Here is an 18,455-nt window from a genome sequence, read left to right as displayed (position 1 = left end):
CCCCTAAAACTTAATTAACTTGATTTTACAATGTCAGTTTCTTTAAGTTTTCTTCATTTTCGCCTCGTTTATCCGACAGATATGTCAAACTTAACTAGATTCTGTTAAGTAAGACGATCAGAACCATACTCCCTTACCCATTGAAAGTGGCTCAAGCAACTTTTCTTTAAGTTGAGCAGAAAACATCTGATCTAAGAGGTTAAATGTTTGGATCAAATGGGGATATAGGTATGAATTCAGCACAAGTTCCATAAAACCATCATTTGCGCCGATATTTAGAAACGGTGACAATAATCCAGCTAATACTGACAGACCAATAAGTGACCCTAGTCCGCCAAACAATAGCCCTCCTCCGCGATTAAATGACCCACTCCAGCTTCCAAGTGGGCGCAGAAGAATAGCTACCAGTATCTGAATACATAACACCACAAAATAAAATACAAAGCCAAAAGCAAATAAGCTTAATATACTCTCGGTAATTGTCCCTGCTAAACTATGGGTTACTTGTTCAAGAGTTTGAGGCATTTGGGTACTGGATAAATCTGAAAAGGGGAAAAACCCGCGCCATTCTTCAGGAATTATACCTAGGATATTCCCTAGTACTTGTTGCTGCAGAGTTTCCGCTTTAGACTCCACAGTAGGAAGTAGTACACGGTAAATCATTGGCTCTATCCATTGTCTAAGTGGAAAATACTGTTCTGCAAGGCTCAAGACAGCCACGTATTTCCACGATGCTACTAAGAACCCTACAAGCCATATAAAAAAATTAACAATGCTTGTTATCAAACCTTTTTGGTAGCCATGTAGTGCTCCAAATAAGATAAACCCTATAATAAGTACATCGACTAGATTCACATAGTCCCTCCCTAATTGACCCTCGTCAGATTTCTACAAGTGTATAAATAAAGCTTATTCGGGTTAAATCCATAAAATCCTGCTGTATTATTATTCTTCTAATCTTCACTTTAACTAACCACAGAACCAATATATCAAAAGGCAGCTTCACGCTGCCTATAAAAAACAATTCCAACTACTCCGGATATATTTTTGAAATAAAGGTACCTAATCGCTTTAAGATAACTCAAACCTATAACCTAGGATTTCGAAGTTCAAATTTGGCGGGGATGTGTGCGAATCGAACACACCTCGGAACGTTCTGCGTCCCGACACGCGGATTTGAAGTCCGGGAGCAACACCAGTCACCATCCATCCCCTTACTAACGACAATCATATTATCACATTAATTATCATTTGGAAAGTAAATCAGTCAAAGTCCCAAATAACTTGATGGTTAGAACTTATTGTATTTGTACAAAATAATTCTAACAAAGAAACCCATAATACATTAAAGGAGGATTAAGCAAATGAACCCTTCGGGAACTTTGATTTCAAACTTAACAAAGGAACAAATCGATGATCTGAAAGCATTAGAGCATAAGTTTAGCTCTATTACTGGTCAAGAGACTATCCTAATAGCCTATAAAACCCCAAATAATGAAAGTCATTAAACCGCTCCTTTGTTATAATGAAAGCAACTACCCTCCAAATACTTCTCGACAATTTCATTAACTTGCTCTTCTCCCATGGTAAGGTGCATCAACTGATATGAAGCTTGCATTAGGCTCTTTACACACTCAAGAGTTAGGTCAGTAATATGTGTGCACCCTTCTTTTAGGCCAACAGCAGCTTGTACTTGTCTCCGAACATTTTTATTGAGATTTATTCCTACCAGCTTTTGAATTCGTTTTTGAGTTTCAGCACAATCTGTATGGGGGGCTCGACGTAATTCTCCCGTAGCTGTTGTTATTGTACGAGTCTTTATATCAACTTCCAAAGTCAAGCATAGCTCATGATGAGTGTCAATAAAAGTACCCTCCACAGTCAGTGTATCTTTGTCCTTTGAACGAACACTAATGGAAATTGAACGGTTAAAAAGGTGCAATTCTTCCATCTCCTCATTTTTTTGGTAGTTTCTATCTACATTATATCTCTTTTCTTTAAGAAGAAAAGCACTGGGTGAATACCTCTTCATCCAGTGCTTTCTTTTTGAAATAAAACCAATGTAAATCTTTTAAAGAATATTATTTTTTAATTTGATAACCTTTTTTATCCAAGGATTTTTCAACTTCGTCAACCTGATCCCCCTGAAGACGAGCAAGAATCTGAACCTTATTGTCTTTGAGATGATATACAGCTAAACTTCCAATATTGACCTCATGTTCCTTAGTCACAAGGGCTAAATCCGACATAACCCCAATTTGATCCTTAGTTTCAATCGTTACGCGCTGTCCCGGACTACGAAATCCCATGATATCTAAAAAGGCATCTAATATGTCTGAACCAGTTATAATCCCAACCACTTTACCTTCTTCAATGACAGGTAATCCACCAATTTTATGGTCTCTCATCATCAAAGCGGCATCCTCAATTTGAGTGTCTGGGTGGCAAGTTATGACCTTTTTAATCGCAACTTCACGGATGGGTGTCTTGGCAATAAGGTAGTTAAGTTCAAAAATACTTAATGTTGTTGCTGGAGAAGGAGAGACCTCACGGAGATCTCCATCTGTGACAAAACCTACAAGTTTACCCTTTTCTACAACCGGCAATTTACTAATCTTTTTTTCTCTCATAAGAGCCATTGTATCCGCAATAGATTTATCCGGGCCTACCGTAAAAACTTGAGCTGTCATAAATTGGCGAACATACATTTCTAATTACCTCCTTCTACAATTAAGCATAGCCAGCAAAAACCAAGTTACACACTCTTTGGTACCAAGCTAATGCAACTGGCAGCACTTAGTAACCATTACGTCACGCAAAATAGACCATGATCCCTAATCCATCCATGCTGCTTATTGTTGCAATGTACCCTGAGACGAAGATGGAGAGAAGGGAAACTCCGAAAAGTCTACCATCAGCCTATGATTTATATTAGCCTCCTAAGTAGGCCTTACGGACTTCTTCACTGGCGGCCAGTTCTTTAGAATCACCGGAAAGAACTATCTTACCAGTCTCTAATACATACGCTCTATTAGCAATAGAAAGAGCCATATGGGCATTTTGTTCAACAAGTAAGATTGTAGTACCACTTGAATTTATCTCCTTAATGATTGAAAAGATTTGTTTTACCAAGATCGGTGCCAAACCCATTGAAGGCTCATCTAGCAGCAAGAGTTGAGGTTTAGACATTAGTGCTCTGCCCATTGCCAGCATTTGTTGTTCTCCACCTGATAAAGTGCCTGAAAGCTGACTTTTTCTTTCCAGTAAGCGTGGAAATAATTCGTAAACTTTCTTCATGTCTTCTTTAACGCCCGCTTTATCCTTACGTAAGTAAGCTCCGAGTTCTAGGTTTTCAATGACAGTCATATTGGCAAATACACGTCTACCTTCTGGTACTTGAGATATTCCCTGGGCAACTATACTTTGAGGAGCAATACTAGCAAGGTCTGACCCTTTAAAGGAAACCTTCCCTGTCTTTGGCCGCAGTAAGCCAGAGATTGTTTTGAGACAAGTGCTTTTACCGGCACCATTTGAACCGATAAGTGTCACAATTTCCCCTTGATTAACTTCGAGGGAGATACCTTTAAGGGCGTGAATTGCACCATAGAATACATTTACATCTTCAAGGACAAGCATCAGACAACCTCCTCCCCTAAATAAGCCTCGATGACTTTGGGATTATTCTTGATTTCATCTGGTGTGCCTTGCGCAATAATCATTCCATAATCTAAAACATAGATTCGTTCGCATACGCCCATTACTAGAGACATATCATGTTCAATTAACAAAATAGCTAAATTGAATTGTTGACGAATCCAACGAATGAGATTCATAAGGTCGTGTGTCTCTTGAGGATTCATCCCCGCTGCAGGCTCATCAAGCAATAAAAGCTTAGGCTCTGTGCCTAAAGCACGAGCAATTTCTAAACGGCGTTGTTCACCATAAGGCAAATTTTTAGCAACTTCTTCAGCCTTATCCTCCAGATTAAAGATCTTGAGAAGTTCCATCGCTTTACGCTGCATTTCTTCTTCTCCAGCATAATAACTTGGCAAACGTAAGAAGGCACTAAGGGTACTATAGGAACTTCTTTGATGATATGCTATCTTAACATTTTCAATAACAGTTAGATCACTAAAAAGACGGATATTCTGGAACGTCCTGGCCATCCCACTTTGGGTAACCTGATAGGGTTTAAGCCCTCTCATATCTTTACTCTGAAATTTAACGCTGCCCTCCGTTGGCTCATAAACTCCTGTCAGCAAATTGAAAACTGTGGTTTTTCCGGCACCGTTTGGACCAATTAAACCGATCAATTCCCCGTCGTTAATCTCAATATTTAGATTTGATACGGCTTTTAAACCTCCAAAAGACTTGGAGAGTTTGTCAATCTTTAGAAGAGGCATTCTTATCACCCTTCTTTCCGAGGAAACTTAAGCTAAATTCTTTAGTTCCTAGTAGTCCCTTCGGTCTAAAAATCATCATTACGATTAAAAGTACGGCTGTTATTACTAGTCTCCACTCTGGCCAACCTGATAATGCAGCGGAAACCACCGTCATTACCACAGCACCCAGAACACTACCCGTTAAACTTCCTAAGCCACCGAGTACAACCATAACTAAGATATCAAATGACTTTAAAAAACTAAAGGTTAGAGGTTGAATAATATATAGGTAATTAGCATAGATTCCGCCTGCCAATCCTGCAAAGAACGCACCAATTGTAAAGGCCATAATTTTGTATTTTGTCGTATTAATACCCATTACATCGGCTGCAATTTCATTCTCCCGAATAGAAATACACGCTCGACCATGGGTTGACTTAATAAAATTTCTAATAATTATAATACTTAAGACCGTTAGCCAAAATGCCCATGTCCAAGTAATTGTTTTCGGCACTGAAAATCCTGAAGCCCCTCCAACGTAGCTTGTATTTAAAAAAACAATTCTTACTATTTCTCCAAATCCTAAGGTTGCAATCGCCAAATAGTCTCCCTTTAGTCTTAAAGTAGGCAGACCAATTAAAAAACCGGCTACGGCAGCAGCCGCTGCCCCAGCAATCAAGGCCAATAGAAGAGGTCCATGAAATTTAACAACGACAATAGCTGCCACATAAGCTCCGATCGCCATAAAGCCTGCATGCCCAATTGAAAATTGGCCTGTGATCCCATTGATTAAGTTTAAGCTTGTTGCAAGAATTATAAAGATACAAACCTGAATCAAAGTGAGGGCAACAAAAGGGGGTAAGATGTCCATGAAAATACTTCCCTGAACGATGGCATAGACAAGTAGGACACCTACTAAAGTTAGGACACTTTGACGATTAATCCGCTTACCCATGATTCCACCTACACTTTCTCACGGATGTTCTTACCAAAAAGCCCACTTGGCTTAACAATGAGAACAAGTATTAAAATTAAAAATGCTACTGCATCGCGCCATGTCGACGCTCCTAAACCACTAACAAATGATTCTGTAAGCCCTAAGAAAAATCCTCCTACCATCGCACCGGGAATAATACCAATTCCCCCTAAAACTGCAGCAACAAAGGCCTTAAGCCCCGGAATAATACCCATTAACGGATTAATTGTATTAAAGTATACTCCCATCAAAACCCCTGCAGCGGCTGCCAGAGCGGAACCAATTGCAAAAGTTGCCGAAATAGTGTTGTTAACATTAATACCCATCAATAACGCTGCTTCAGTATCGAAAGATACTGCCCTCATGGCTTTTCCAATCTTTGTATACTTAACAATACCATGCAGCAAAACCATAAGGACAATTGAGGTGACAATCATAACAATATCACCATATTTAATGATGATGCCACCTACATTATAAATTGTATCGGGAAAAACAGGAGGATAAGTGCGCATCTGAGGAGATACAACTAACATGCCCCCATACTCAAGGAAAAAAGAAACTCCAATAGCTGTAATTAAAGATGCAATTCGAGTAGCATTACGCAGCGGTTTATAAGCAATCCGTTCGATTAATACCCCCAGAATCGCACTAACTGTCATTGCAATTAGCAACGCCGGAATAAACGACATATGCAATGTAGTTGTTGCAAACCAACCTGCATAGGCTCCGACCATCATTACATCACCATGAGCAAAGTTTATAAGCTTAATGATACCGTAAACCATGGTATAACCGAGAGCAACTAAAGCATAAATACTTCCTAGAGAAAGTCCGTTTACTATCTGCTGCAATACTTGCTCAGTTACACTTCCCATATTCTCAACTCCTTACTCCCGAATAGTTTTTTCCACTTATCAAATCCGAGACAGCCACTTCTTGTCAATAGGTGTTTCGATTTGTAACCCTGGACAAATAATAAAATATTTTATACCTTAGCATTGGCACTTTGCCGGAGTCTAATACAAAAAAGAGGGAGGGGTTGTCCTCCCTCCTTAGCTTTTTGTGACAATTCTTCCAAGTTGATAGATTATTTTGGGTTAACTTTTGTCATGAATACGCTTTTGCCCTCTTTAAATTGTAGAATCGCAGCACTCTTCACTGGGTTATGAGTTGCTGGATCAACATTCAATTCTCCACTTATCCCTTGGAATCCCTTCATGGTTTCCAGAGCACTTCTCAATTTTTCAGGTTCTGTACTGCCGGCGTTCTCAAGAGCTTTAATTAAAAGATTTGCGGTATCATATCCAAGAGCTGCGAATGTGTCAGGCTCTGAATTATATTTTCCTTGGAAATCTTTAATGAATTGAGCCATTCCTGGATCATCCATAGCTCCATGATTGACATAGTAAGTATTCTCTAATGCTGCAGCACCTGCTACATCAACTAATTGAGGGGAACCCCAGCCGTCTCCGCCTAGGAATACTTGCTTCATCCCCATTTCACGTGCTTGCTTAACGATTAAGCCTACTTCCTGATAATATCCAGGAACAAAGACTACATCGGGATTAGCGGCTTTAATTCGTACTAAGGTTGCTCGGAAATCTAAATCACTGCCTGCTACATACTGTTCTGTGGCAACAACTTCTCCGCCTGATTTTTTAAAGTTGTCTTCAAAGGAAGTAGCAAGACCTTTAGAATAATCTCCCTTTTGATCTATGAAAAGTGCGGCTTTCTTTGCTTTAAGGGTATCTGACGCGAAGTTAGCAGCTACCTGCCCTTGGAAGGGGTCAATGAAGCAAGCTCTAAAGATCCAAGGCTTTACCTTCCCGTTTTCAAATGTAACACTATCTGATGTACCTGTAGGTGTAATCAGCGGCACTTTGCTATCGGTGACTACTTGGACAGCAGCTAAAGTATTTCCACTTGTCATAGGCCCAAGTATTGCAACAACTTTGTCTTGAGTCGCCAGCTTTGTTGAAGCTACAGTCGATTCCCCAGGGTCTGACTTATTATCCGAAGATACGTATTCCAGTTTCTTTCCTAACACTCCACCCTTAGCATTTTGTTGCTCAAATGCAAGCTTAATGGCCTTCTCAGCGTATTGCCCAAAAGCAGCTGCTCCACCACTTAACTCAAGGTTACCCCCAACTTTTATAACCTCAGCGGACTTTTGCCCCCCAGTTGCTCCGCAACCGGTTACAAGGGAAAGACTTAATAAAGCTACAGTTGCTACTGAAAATAGTTTTCTCATCTTTCTACCCCTCTCTAATATTGACCCTTTTTTACTTCTGTTTATCGGACATGACTGTGATTCCTATATTGATTTTTTAGGATTATTTCTGCTTAATTCACCCCCAATTATAACCCTCAAGCACCTCTGGATATAGTACAAGGTCTAAGTCATCCAATCAAAAACTTATATGATTGGGTTTAATGTAAGGCTGTTAGATAACAACCCTCTAGTTCTATATTCTATATATTATAAAACAATTTGACAAGCTATTAGAGTACAATGTGTCACGAATTTTATAAACAATTTGATGGCAAATAATAGCAAACCATCTCATTCTGGATTATTTCTATTAGTTTTGATTAAAAGCCCTCGACTAAATTGTAGAACTTGATAATATTGGAATATTTTTCTATCTACTCTCTTAAGAATTTATTTATCTTTCTAATCTTAAAGTTATAAAGCAAAATGAGTAATTAACTTAATCTTTAAGCTAATTACTCATTCATCAAATCTATATTTTTCCCAGTATTCTCTTGTCTCCCTTTCGTTGAGTGACACGTTGTTGGTCAAAATACTCTAACAAAGGAACTGTATATTTACGGGAAGTCTCCCACAATTCTCTAACCTCTGCTACCCCAACTTCTCCTTTTAATCCTAACAATTCTATTAAGCTCTGCTTTGCCTTTTGAATATCCTCACTTTTAAAGTAAAACCCGCTAATAGACACCCATTCCCCTTGATCACATAAGTATCCCGCATATTCTTGAATCTCAGCTTTTCCTATTCCACACTTTTCAGCAGCTGAACTTAATTCAGGAGGCATAAATTTGATAGTTTGCCACAGAGATCTTAAGTCATTTAATCCCTTCATAATTGAGAGCGGAATCTGGGCACCTTCATTCGTTTGAACCTTACTCCCGGAGATTTTATAAAACTTTCGGGCACTTCCTTGTTCTAATATCATCTGCCAACGTCTATGACTCCACAATATTCCTAGACGGGTTTTTAGTTCTTCTCTACTAATTCCGCCTCTTAACGGAAATTCCTGTTCATTTGCTTTTACAACTTTTAAGAGTTTTTCTCTCCACGTTTCAGCATCTTTTTTTGCCCAATAAAGAGCAACATCATCTTCTGCCCAAATCTCTAGCCTTTCCTGTTCCTCCAGTGATTTCAAGTTTTCAACTAAATCATCAAGGTTGACGTGTAAGCGATTTGCCAAATCTTTAGCAGCTCTTGGTTCATCCATCTCTCTCTCTAAAAGGTCAAGGGGATCTCCCTGATCTTTAATCCTCAGTTGTGCTAATACACTTTCTTTAAAGCGTTTCAATTTAAGCTCAGACACATCTAATATTTTTCCTCCTGCTATTGTGAAAGTAGGAGAATAAAATCTTAAAACAAACCGGTCTCCTGGTGCTGCAAGAACGGGCTCTTCTAATAATATCTGAGCAAACCCCTCACCACCAGGATTAATTTCCTTGTGTTCTAAGAGGTGTAGGCGTCCCAATATCTCCGTTGTCCCAATATGAAAGCGAACTCTCTGCCTCTGCACTAAAGGCTTTTCTGCAGTGGTAAGGTTTGTTACTTTTAAATCCAATATTTTTCCAACTTTAAATACTTTTGGCTTTACGAGTACTGAGCCCCTAACAACTTCTGAGACATCTACCCCAGCCAGATTGACCGCTACTCTCTGTCCCGCCCCAGCAAAGTTAACTTTTTTATTATAAACTTGTAATGAGCGAACTTTCGATTGTATATTACTAGGCTCTATTGCCAACTCTTGGCCCAATTCTATAGTCCCACTATGAAGAGTGCCTGTCACAACCGTCCCAAAACCCTGAATGCTAAATACTCTATCAATTGGCATTCTCACTGGGCCGGTTGATTTCTTACTTTCCACATCAGAAAGCAAATTATCAATAATATCTCGAAGGTCGTCAATACCTTGACCTGTTAAAGCTGAAACACGACATATTTGAGCTTGATTGAAGGCTGTATCTTTAAGTTTATTATGTATCTCTTCATCCATGAGATCTAGCCACTCATTATCAACAAGATCTGCCTTATTTATGACAACAATTCCTCTGGGAATTCCCAACAATGTCAATATATCTATATGTTCTTGAGTCTGAGGCATTATTCCCTCATCAGCCGCAATGACCAATAGTACAACATCCATTCCGCTTGCCCCCGCCAACATCTGGCGGACAAAACGTTCATGGCCTGGAACATCAATCATTCCAACTTGACGGCCGCTTGGAAGTAACATATGTGCAAAACCAAGTTCTATTGAGATACCTCTTTGCTTTTCTTCTTTTAATCGATCAGTATCCATACCGGAGAGAGCACGAATTAACTCAGTTTTACCATGATCTACATGTCCGGCTGTTCCCACTAAATAGTGTCTTTCACCCATTTTAGTTCCCCTTAAGCTATTTGCATATTCTATTTTAAATCTTATATGGTTTACTCGTCTTATTTACTATAGCAAAATTGTAACTTGTTTAGCAAACTCAATTTTATCTTTTTAGCCAATAATACATAATAACAGGCAAAAATACTAATCCTAGGTATCCAAACAGAGGATAAACGATCTGCACAATATGAGAAAATCTGACCCCAGCTAATGGTAGCAACAATACAAATAATGCTAATGTCGCTCTACCATAGTTTAAACGACCTGAATCAACAACTCTGCTTATTAGACTAAAGCCATTCCCTACGGCTGCAGTAATCATAGCTAACCACAAGACTACTACATAGAAAAAAGCCGGCCAGTCACCTAACTTGCCTGCAATTCCAACCATCGGAATTTCAAGGCCTAATATATCTGGAAAACTTAGCAAAGATACACCTATGGCTAAGGCAAACAATCCTAAAGCAATTCCTCCAAGCAAAGCCCCTAACCGGGCACCTGCTTTCTGTACATCTCGTCCAAGAGATGCAAATACTACCATTGCTAATGTAACGTTAAATGAGACATATAGGATGGCCGAGATAAACCAGTTACTAACAATCGGGTTTTGGAGGATTATTGTTGGTTCATTTCCCCCTGAGCCTGCAAGAAGTGTTGCTACTGTAGCAATCCCTAGACAAAAGATGAACTTTAAAGGAATGAGCACAGAATTAATCCAAAGTACTCCTTCACCCCGATACCACAAGGCTAATGCAATCACACTTGCAGTCAATAGAATTCCTAACCACCTTGAGAAGCCAAAATACTCTTGAAAGAGAGCCCCACTGCCAGATATCATCGCTAGCATACCTACGAATAAGAGAATACTTACAAGGATATCTGCCCAGCTTCCTAGTCTTGGACCCAGCAAATAGTTGAAGAAACCATCATAGGATGTTACTTTCCAACGACTCTGTAAATCCAGCATACCCCAACCTAGGAGAGAAAATAGAAACGAACTCAGCACAACTCCTACTAAACCCCAATACCCAAACCGTGCAAAGAACTGCTGTATTTCTTGACCGGAGGCAAAGCCAGCCCCCATCACCGCACCTACGTAGGTTGCAGCCACTTGAAAAGATGTTTTCCAACGCATGATTACTCCCTCCTCGCCATCATGCTTATGGCTAGAAATGGGATATCATGCATAAAAGATGATCTATTTGGTAAATAATTTAATGAATAGCTAAATTTTTAAATACATCGAGTAAGGGGGCTGCTTGTGAGTTTATTTTCATTGCTTACTGAAACTCAAAAAATCAAAGCCCATGTGGATGATTATACTGCAAAAGAGAAACTTGAAACGCGTCTTTCAGATCTTTTTGTTTCTACTCTGAAACGCCCCGCTGTTATTTTATGTATAGGGACAGATCGTTCAACGGGAGATGCTTTAGGGCCATTAATTGGCACACAGCTCTCCCGTCTAAAACTCCCTGAACTTAATGTCTATGGTACATTAGATAATCCCGTACATGCTACAAACCTCGAATCAAACGTTTATAACATACAAAGTATTTTCTCAAATCCATTTATTATTGCGGTAGACGCTTGTTTAGGGCGTCTTGACTCAATCGGCTGCATTACTCTTTCTGATGGGCCATTAAAGCCCGGAGCAGGCGTTAATAAAAATCTACCGGAAGTAGGTGAAGCTCATATGACCGGTATTGTTAATGTGGGGGGCTTTATGGAATATATGGTTTTGCAAAACACTCGTCTCAACTTAGTTTGGAGACTGTCCGAGAATATTAGTTCTATAATTACACGTTCATATTTGAAAGTACGAAGGAGCAACTAAGCACTTAATTATATTTTCTTTCCGTTCATTGCTTTTAATACCACATCTTTTTCCTCATCTGAAAGTGAATATTGGGACTGTCCGCCACTTATCGGTTTTGCATATATTCTGGCCTCTTCACGACTATGAATCGAACTTAATACTAGGCCATCTCCTTCTTGATTTAAGAAGGCAACTGCAAAGCTCAAGTCACTTCCGACATCTTCAAAGGCTCTAAAACGCTGTATTTCTGCTCTATCGATACTAGCTCTTAATTTAATTTCAATGGGGTCAAGCCTTTCATTGCATTTTTCGAGATTTTGCTCTAAGTCTGATACTTTTTGAATATATTTATCAAGAAGTACATCCATTTGTTGACCGTCCATAAATGTCTGTAGACTTATATATGATGCCTGAAACTTTTTCATCTTACTGTATAGAAAAATCTTAATAATTAATAGCATAACTGTAAGGAAGGCTAAAACACCTATAGCCAACCAATTCATTGACATTACACCCTCTATCATCACCAATTTATCCCTGGTCTTAGAATCTCGGCTTTGATTCCGCCTTGACGACTAAACAAAGCGGTAGATCATTTTTAATGATCTACCTAAAACCAGGTTTTTCACTTCCTTTCAAGTACAAATTTTATCATTGTTTACTTATCTCGCCCTACATACCTAAATGAAGACGTGTAAAAAGCATTGCTATTGGAATCGCCAAAAACAACCCCGGTAATAGATTACCCACTTTAATCTCTTTTATTTCTAGAATATTTAGGCCTATCCCGACAATCAAAAGTCCGCCAGTCGCTCCCATCTCATTTATTATCTGGGAAGACAAGACTCCCTCTAAGAGACCTGCTGTGACCGTGAGTAATCCTTGATAGGCAAACACTGGTATTGCCGATGCAAGCACGCCAATTCCCATTGACGAAGCAAAAACAATTGCGGTTATTCCATCCAACATTGATTTGGCGTAAAGTATTGTATTGTGTCCTGTTAAGCCACTCTCTAGGGCTCCCATAATTGCCATTGCCCCGACACAATAAATTAGGCTCGTTGTTACGAAGGCCTTGGTGAAATCTCCTCCTCGTCCATTTTTTGATAGCCTACTTTCAAGCGACTGCCCAAACTGTTGTAGTCGAAGTTCTATGTCAATGATTTCACCAATTATCCCGCCTAACACTAAACTTGCTATAACAATCAACGTGTTCTTAGTTTGAATGGCCATTGATATACCTATTAATAATACTGCTAGCCCAATTCCTTGGATTACTGTCTTTTTCATTTTTTCTGGTAATGCTTGTCCGAACATAAGACCTAGCAATCCACCTATTAAAATTGCCCCAGTGTTTACAATAGTTCCTAACAATTATATCCCTCTTCCTTTATTGACTGATTAAATGTTCCACGTGGAACATTTAATCAAAGTTGCCATGCTTGCCGCTATAAGACAGCACCATCACAAGATGAAAATAGGGCCCCCTCAGGGCAAGACGGTTTTGCCCACATCCTTCATGACCAGCTAAATTCTTCACACGAATTAGCCTACTTGCTGAACGGCGAAAGGAAACCTGCGATACTGTTTCTACACATGCTTTGTAGGCTTTATGCTATCCATGCAATGGGTTCACTCCTGTTAGAGCGTAACCGCTTGTTTTTAGGCACAATATTTTAAAAGACGTTTTGGGGCTATTTTGACTAGATTTCATCACGCAACCATTCCAGTACCCTCAGATGTAAAAAAAACTAAGTAACGTCATCTTAACGTCCTAAAGATATTAAATAGCATATATGAAAGTCCCCATATTTGTTGTTTGTTGTTTGTTTCCACTCACAACAAACTTGGCTTGAAGAGCACTTCTCAGAAAAGCAGATGCTTCAGGGTAGTCAGGCTGAGGCGAGAGACGACGGTTCGCGTCCCCTTAGCCCACCGCAGTACTTGTCCTTGGATGGAGTGATGCCGCTGTGCCCGAAGACACTGTCTTCGCACGTATTAGCCTTCTTGCAGAATGGCATAGAGCGGCACAAAAGCGACAGAACACGACGTTCCTATTGCTACATGCCCCAAAGACGGCATAGCGTACGGCAAGAAATGCCCAGATTGGACGATTGCGCGATCCGTCCAGCCAGCCAGCGTCGAAACACTCAGACCCGTGCAAACCAAAACTCCGTCTTCCCACAGGTTAACTCAGCCGAAAGCGATCCACCTCATAGCCAAACAGAAGACCAACACCGTGGTAACCTAGAAGATTATCAGAGTGGACGACCATGCCGCTTCAATGTTAAGCGTCAACTCATATATACAAAATAAGTTAACGCTCAGTGTTTTTTCATATAAGATTTAAACAATAATTTACAGAAACATATTTTTTTGAGTGCACTCAGCTTAAAAGCTTCTGCCATTCACAACGGATAAAAAGGGTGGGCGTGCCACCCATCGCCCTTAAGAAAGCTAAACCATAGAGTAACTAGATGTTCCACGTGGAACATCTAGTTACTCTATGCGGATGTTCCAAAGCTCTAGTAACCTATTCAACTCTTCTTCCGAAAAAAACTGAACCTCGATGCTGCCGCGTTTAGTGTCACCCTTAATATTGACTTTTGTTTGAAAACAGCTCCTAAGATGATCTTGCACTTGGTTTAGTAAAGGACTAAACTCCCGAGTATGTCGCACCTTATCTGATTTCTCCGAAAGTCTGTTGATCAAACTTTCAGTATCTCGAACAGACAGTTGTTCTTTAGCGGCTTTTTGAGCAGTTAAGACTTGTAAAGTTGTATCTTTAACACCCAACAACACCTTGGCATGGCCTAATGAGATAGAGTTACTTCGAAGTAAATCAAGAATAGCATTTGGTAATTGTATTATCCGTAGAAGATTAGTTATTGTTGATCGAGCCTTGCCAACACGTTGTGCAACTTGTTCTTGGCTCAATCCGTATTCTTTAATAAGTTTCTCATAGGCCAGTCCTTCATCAACAGGAGATAAATCAGCACGCTGAATATTCTCAATTAATGCTCTCTCGGCCATTTCTTGATCACTGCACTCTTGAACAATGCACTTTATAGTAGATTGTCCGACAATCTTTGCAGCACGAAGGCGTCGTTCACCGGCGATTAAAATATACCTGTCGCCGGACGATCTAACCAGAATAGGTTGTAACAATCCATGTACTCGTAAGGAGTCTGCAAGATCATTTAGTCCTTGAGGATCGAATTCCCTTCTCGGTTGCTCAGGGTTAGGGTCTATAATTGATACTGGGATTTCTTTAATACTTTCTTCATTACCACCTAAATCATCTGATAGGAGTGCTTGAAGTCCCCGACCAAGTCCCTTCTTAGACACGTTCTAACACCTCCTTAGCTAAATCACGATAAACTTCTGCACCTCTAGACCGGGAATCATAAGTATTGATTGCCTTACCATGACTAGGAGCCTCACTGAGGCGTACATTACGCGGAACAATATTGCGAAAAACCTTTTGCGGAAAGTACTTCTTGACTTCATCAACTACTTGAATCGATAGATTGGTGCGAGCATCAAACATTGTTAAGAGGGCTCCCAAGATATTTAATTTTGGGTTAAGATGTTTTCGAACACGATCCAAGGTATTCATTAGTAGTGTTAACCCTTCAAGAGCATAATACTCGCATTGAATCGGTATGATTACATCTGTAGCAGCAGTGAGCGCATTAATTGTTAGAAGCCCTAAAGAAGGAGGACAATCAATAAAGATAAAATCATAATCATTTTTTACGTCTTCAATAGCCTTCCTTAATTTCGCTTCACGTGAACTTTGAGAAACAAGTTCAATTTCTGCACCGGCAAGTTCAATTCTTGCAGGCACAACCTTTAAGCCTTTTTGCTCAGTTTTCATAATAACCTGTTCTAAAGGAACATCATTGATAAGAACGTCATAAATACATCGAGTCAGCTTATTTTTGACGATTCCCATACCACTAGTAGCATTACCTTGTGGATCTAGGTCAATAAGTAAGACACGTTTACCTAGTTCCGACAGACAGGCACTCAAATTTATCGCTGTTGTAGTTTTAGCGACTCCGCCTTTTTGATTAGCAATAGCGATCACATTAGTTATCAATAGCCAGCACTTCCTTCATTACACAATACAATACTATCTACATGATCTTAGAAACAAATTATTCTATCGACGAAACTGGTTCAGGTCATTGAAATCTTATATACAGATTCGATTAAAGACGAAAAATGTGTACTCTCTGATAGTATCAAACCAAACCCAATAAAAAAAGCGCTTTTGACGCTTTTTTACAAATTAAAAATAATAATCTTATAAAATTATGCACCAACTGAAATAATTTTAGGTAAGGGTGCGTACCGACTTTGATTAAGTGTTTCTGTATTTTTGATATTACCATTCAACTTAATAGTTCGGAAGGATTTAACCACATATCCGGGCTGACCCTCTTGAGTGGTACGTGAAACTCCATGAGCAAGAGTTTCATCGACTAAACGTTGTTCTTCAACTGGAATAACTGACTCGATCTTACTCGATATAAGCACTTCTTGTCCTTGAACAAGCTTTCCAAAGAGTTCAATTGTTACAGAATTACTACTTACCTTTGTACGAACAAGTAGATACCCACCTGTATTATTGTTAAACTTTAAGTCGAGATCTGGGTAAGCAACAGTGGCATCTTGTCCAAGTGGTACGTATGAGATAGCTAAATCATGATTGCTTCTCTGAGTAACAGGTAAATTAGCCAATAATCCCGTATTATAAAGAGTGCTGGATACTTGACATATTCCGCCTGCTAATCCGGGAACAAATTTACCATTAACGATTATATAGGCATCTTTATAGCCAGCCTCAACAGTTCTTTCACCAACAATCTTGTTAAAGGATAAAGTTTCACCTGGTTTTATAACAGCCTTATCCATAGCTCTAGCAGCAATGCGAACATTTTCTGATCTTGCAGTTTGAGAGGGATCAAAACGTGTAGTATAACTGGCCAGTAATCCAGTAATTTTTTGTTCTTCTAATTGGGCAGCAGTTACAATTGGAAGTTGATCTTTATACTTTACCGTAAACTCTGGCACTTGGGAGAAAATATCGATATCTTTGATCCGATCAACTAAATCTTCGGTATCGATAACTCTTCCAACGACTTCCTTTTTTATAACCATTGAGTTATGAGGATTAATATCAAAAGATGCATCTATGGCAGGCTTATTAAATTCTCCTAAATCTTTGTTAAGTCGTTGTAGTAATTTATCGTCGTCCCATTCCTGTGCCAATCCCAAATTAATGCCCTCAGAAGTTTTCATCTTAGCTAATACTTTATTTATAATTGTTCCTCTTCTACTAACTTGATAAGCTTCCTCTAATGCGGCATCTGCAGAGACAGTTAAGCCTAAATCTTCTAATTTAACTTCTTTTACTTCATCATCCACGTTAAGCTTTACGGTTTGCCCAAGAAGACGTTCAACTTCCAATTCCATTGTCTCCTTGGCTTGATCCATTGTCATATTACCTACATCAACATCAGAAATTGTGACTCCATCAACAATTAGATGCTGATCCCAGGTATATATCGTAGCCGAGAGAGCAACAACAACTAAGAAACTTATTATAAGTCCTAATGATATATATAATCTTTTACTCTTTTTAAAATCGAACTTAAATCTTTGTTTCCTTGCACTTCTTCGATGTCTTCTACTGAGCTCTGTCCCCGAAACTAGATTAGCATTATCTCTTCTAAACCTTTGATTTTGTGAATCTTCCAAATTGCCACCCCCTACTATACCTACACCCTGCAATACAGCACTTTATTGTTAAATTCGACGTTCTAATCCTATTTCCTTCACTGTCCGTCATAAAAAAGAGCCTTACACTCAAAAAGAGTAATGCCCTAGCCAAAATTATTGTCTAAATAATAGGATTCTTACTAGGAGTTCCTGCCTTGCGCGGGTATTGGGATGGAGTTTTTCCAACTTTACGAATTAATATTACTGCTCGATGCTCTGCACTATGCCCTAAATTATACTTTTCAATTCCTTCGGGTTTCCCATTTAGAACCAACAATGCATTTTTTGATTCAGCTAGCTCTTGATCTGCATTCAAGCCTTTAGCAGCAATGAATCGACCATTAACTTTAAGAATAGGCATAGCATACTCTAACAAAATAGGTAAACGTGCTACAGCACGTGAACAAACTGTATCAAAAAAACCTCTATATTGTTGATTACGTCCAAAATCCTCGGCTCTGGCATGATTTGTAACAATTTTATTTAACTTTAAGGTCTTAATAACAATATCAAGGAAGTCTAATCTCTTCTTCAGCGAATCAACAAGCACGACACTTAACTCAGGAAGCAAAATTTTAAGTGGTATTCCGGGAAAGCCCGCTCCGGTGCCCAGATCTGCAAAATGCTCACCCTGTATATATTGGGCAAGAACCATGGAATCAATGAAATGTTTTAAAATTACTTCCTGGGGGTCTGTGATTCTTGTCAAATTGAGTTTCTGATTCCACTCGATTAACAGGTCTCCAAACAAGCAGAACTGATCCATTTGAGATTCAGACAATTCATATCCTATATGATTATAGGTTAACCCCTTAATAAGGGTTGAATACTCACTGAACACG

At 39.3% G+C, this 18,455-nt stretch carries 18 protein-coding genes and 1 tRNA gene; 2 read left to right on the top strand and 17 right to left on the bottom strand.

Going from position 1 to position 18,455, the window contains the following annotated elements; genetic code table 11:
• Positions 1 to 117: 117 nt before the first annotated feature.
• Complete coding sequence (locus BLS16_RS07185) at positions 118 to 855, bottom strand: CvpA family protein (RefSeq protein ID WP_092331698.1); 738 nt, start codon at positions 853 to 855, stop codon at positions 118 to 120.
• A gap of 261 nt (positions 856 to 1,116) precedes the next feature.
• Positions 1,117 to 1,214: transfer RNA gene (locus BLS16_RS23500), tRNA-Sec, on the bottom strand.
• A 150-nt stretch (positions 1,215 to 1,364) separates the two neighbouring features.
• On the opposite strand from BLS16_RS23500, the gene BLS16_RS23495 reads away from it, so the two are divergent.
• Positions 1,365 to 1,508 carry a hypothetical protein gene (locus BLS16_RS23495; RefSeq protein ID WP_176786098.1) on the top strand — a complete coding sequence of 48 codons (144 nt, stop codon included), beginning with the start codon at positions 1,365 to 1,367 and terminating at the stop codon, positions 1,506 to 1,508.
• Here the strand turns inward: BLS16_RS23495 and BLS16_RS07180 are convergent.
• The 9 genes from BLS16_RS07180 to BLS16_RS07140 form a co-directional block, all read right to left on the bottom strand.
• Complete coding sequence (locus BLS16_RS07180) at positions 1,505 to 2,032, bottom strand: DUF2889 domain-containing protein (protein ID WP_092331696.1); 528 nt, start codon at positions 2,030 to 2,032, stop codon at positions 1,505 to 1,507. The genes BLS16_RS23495 and BLS16_RS07180 overlap by 4 nt on opposite strands.
• A 49-nt stretch (positions 2,033 to 2,081) precedes the next feature.
• A complete protein-coding gene (locus BLS16_RS07175; RefSeq protein ID WP_092331694.1) occupies positions 2,082 to 2,708 on the bottom strand; it encodes a CBS domain-containing protein in 627 nt (208 codons plus the stop codon).
• A 223-nt stretch (positions 2,709 to 2,931) separates the two neighbouring features.
• Positions 2,932 to 3,636: an ABC transporter ATP-binding protein gene (locus BLS16_RS07170; RefSeq protein ID WP_034599260.1), complete on the bottom strand. Its 705-nt coding sequence runs from the start codon at positions 3,634 to 3,636 to the stop codon at positions 2,932 to 2,934.
• Positions 3,636 to 4,403, bottom strand: coding sequence for an ABC transporter ATP-binding protein (locus BLS16_RS07165; RefSeq protein WP_092331691.1), 768 nt, complete (start codon positions 4,401 to 4,403; stop codon positions 3,636 to 3,638). Before BLS16_RS07165 ends, BLS16_RS07170 begins: the two co-directional genes overlap by 1 nt.
• Positions 4,384 to 5,337, bottom strand: a complete 954-nt coding sequence (locus tag BLS16_RS07160) for a branched-chain amino acid ABC transporter permease (RefSeq protein WP_092331689.1) — start codon at positions 5,335 to 5,337, stop codon at positions 4,384 to 4,386. Before BLS16_RS07160 ends, BLS16_RS07165 begins: the two co-directional genes overlap by 20 nt.
• 8 nt (positions 5,338 to 5,345) lie before the next feature.
• Positions 5,346 to 6,236 carry a branched-chain amino acid ABC transporter permease gene (locus BLS16_RS07155; protein WP_092331686.1) on the bottom strand — a complete coding sequence of 297 codons (891 nt, stop codon included), beginning with the start codon at positions 6,234 to 6,236 and terminating at the stop codon, positions 5,346 to 5,348.
• Between the two features lie 212 nt (positions 6,237 to 6,448).
• On the bottom strand, positions 6,449 to 7,612 hold the full coding sequence (locus tag BLS16_RS07150; protein WP_092331684.1) for an ABC transporter substrate-binding protein: 1,164 nt from the start codon (positions 7,610 to 7,612) through the stop codon (positions 6,449 to 6,451).
• 493 nt (positions 7,613 to 8,105) lie between these two features.
• Entirely contained in the window at positions 8,106 to 10,007 is a 1,902-nt protein-coding gene (gene selB, locus BLS16_RS07145; RefSeq protein WP_092331681.1) for a selenocysteine-specific translation elongation factor, read from the bottom strand.
• Positions 10,008 to 10,110: 103 nt separating this feature from the next.
• Positions 10,111 to 11,142: a YkvI family membrane protein gene (locus BLS16_RS07140; RefSeq protein WP_092331679.1), complete on the bottom strand. Its 1,032-nt coding sequence runs from the start codon at positions 11,140 to 11,142 to the stop codon at positions 10,111 to 10,113.
• Positions 11,143 to 11,268: 126 nt separating this feature from the next.
• Between BLS16_RS07140 and yyaC the strand changes: the two genes are divergently transcribed.
• A complete protein-coding gene (yyaC, locus tag BLS16_RS07135) occupies positions 11,269 to 11,841 on the top strand; it encodes a spore protease YyaC (RefSeq protein ID WP_092331676.1) in 573 nt (190 codons plus the stop codon).
• A gap of 8 nt (positions 11,842 to 11,849) precedes the next feature.
• Here the strand turns inward: yyaC and BLS16_RS07130 are convergent, their stop codons facing one another.
• From BLS16_RS07130 to rsmG, 6 genes are all read right to left on the bottom strand, one after another.
• Positions 11,850 to 12,332 carry a DUF4446 family protein gene (locus BLS16_RS07130; RefSeq protein WP_176786097.1) on the bottom strand — a complete coding sequence of 161 codons (483 nt, stop codon included), beginning with the start codon at positions 12,330 to 12,332 and terminating at the stop codon, positions 11,850 to 11,852.
• A 163-nt stretch (positions 12,333 to 12,495) separates the two neighbouring features.
• On the bottom strand, positions 12,496 to 13,197 hold the full coding sequence (locus tag BLS16_RS07125; protein ID WP_092331671.1) for a DUF554 domain-containing protein: 702 nt from the start codon (positions 13,195 to 13,197) through the stop codon (positions 12,496 to 12,498).
• Positions 13,198 to 14,322: 1,125 nt separating this feature from the next.
• Positions 14,323 to 15,171 (bottom strand): ParB/RepB/Spo0J family partition protein, encoded by an 849-nt coding sequence (locus BLS16_RS07120; protein ID WP_092331668.1) that lies wholly within the window; start codon positions 15,169 to 15,171, stop codon positions 14,323 to 14,325.
• Positions 15,164 to 15,925, bottom strand: a complete 762-nt coding sequence (locus BLS16_RS07115) for a ParA family protein (protein ID WP_176786101.1) — start codon at positions 15,923 to 15,925, stop codon at positions 15,164 to 15,166. The genes BLS16_RS07120 and BLS16_RS07115 overlap by 8 nt, the downstream gene beginning before the upstream one ends.
• A 218-nt stretch (positions 15,926 to 16,143) precedes the next feature.
• Positions 16,144 to 17,592: a VanW family protein gene (locus BLS16_RS07110; RefSeq protein WP_092331663.1), complete on the bottom strand. Its 1,449-nt coding sequence runs from the start codon at positions 17,590 to 17,592 to the stop codon at positions 16,144 to 16,146.
• Between the two features lie 142 nt (positions 17,593 to 17,734).
• Positions 17,735 to 18,454 (bottom strand): 16S rRNA (guanine(527)-N(7))-methyltransferase RsmG, encoded by a 720-nt coding sequence (rsmG, locus tag BLS16_RS07105; RefSeq protein WP_092331661.1) that lies wholly within the window; start codon positions 18,452 to 18,454, stop codon positions 17,735 to 17,737.
• Position 18,455 lies beyond the last annotated feature (1 nt).

It is taken from the genome of Desulfosporosinus hippei DSM 8344 (assembly GCF_900100785.1).
GTDB lineage: Bacteria > Bacillota > Desulfitobacteriia > Desulfitobacteriales > Desulfitobacteriaceae > Desulfosporosinus > Desulfosporosinus hippei.
This window is presented reverse-complemented; position numbering and strand designations above follow the sequence as displayed.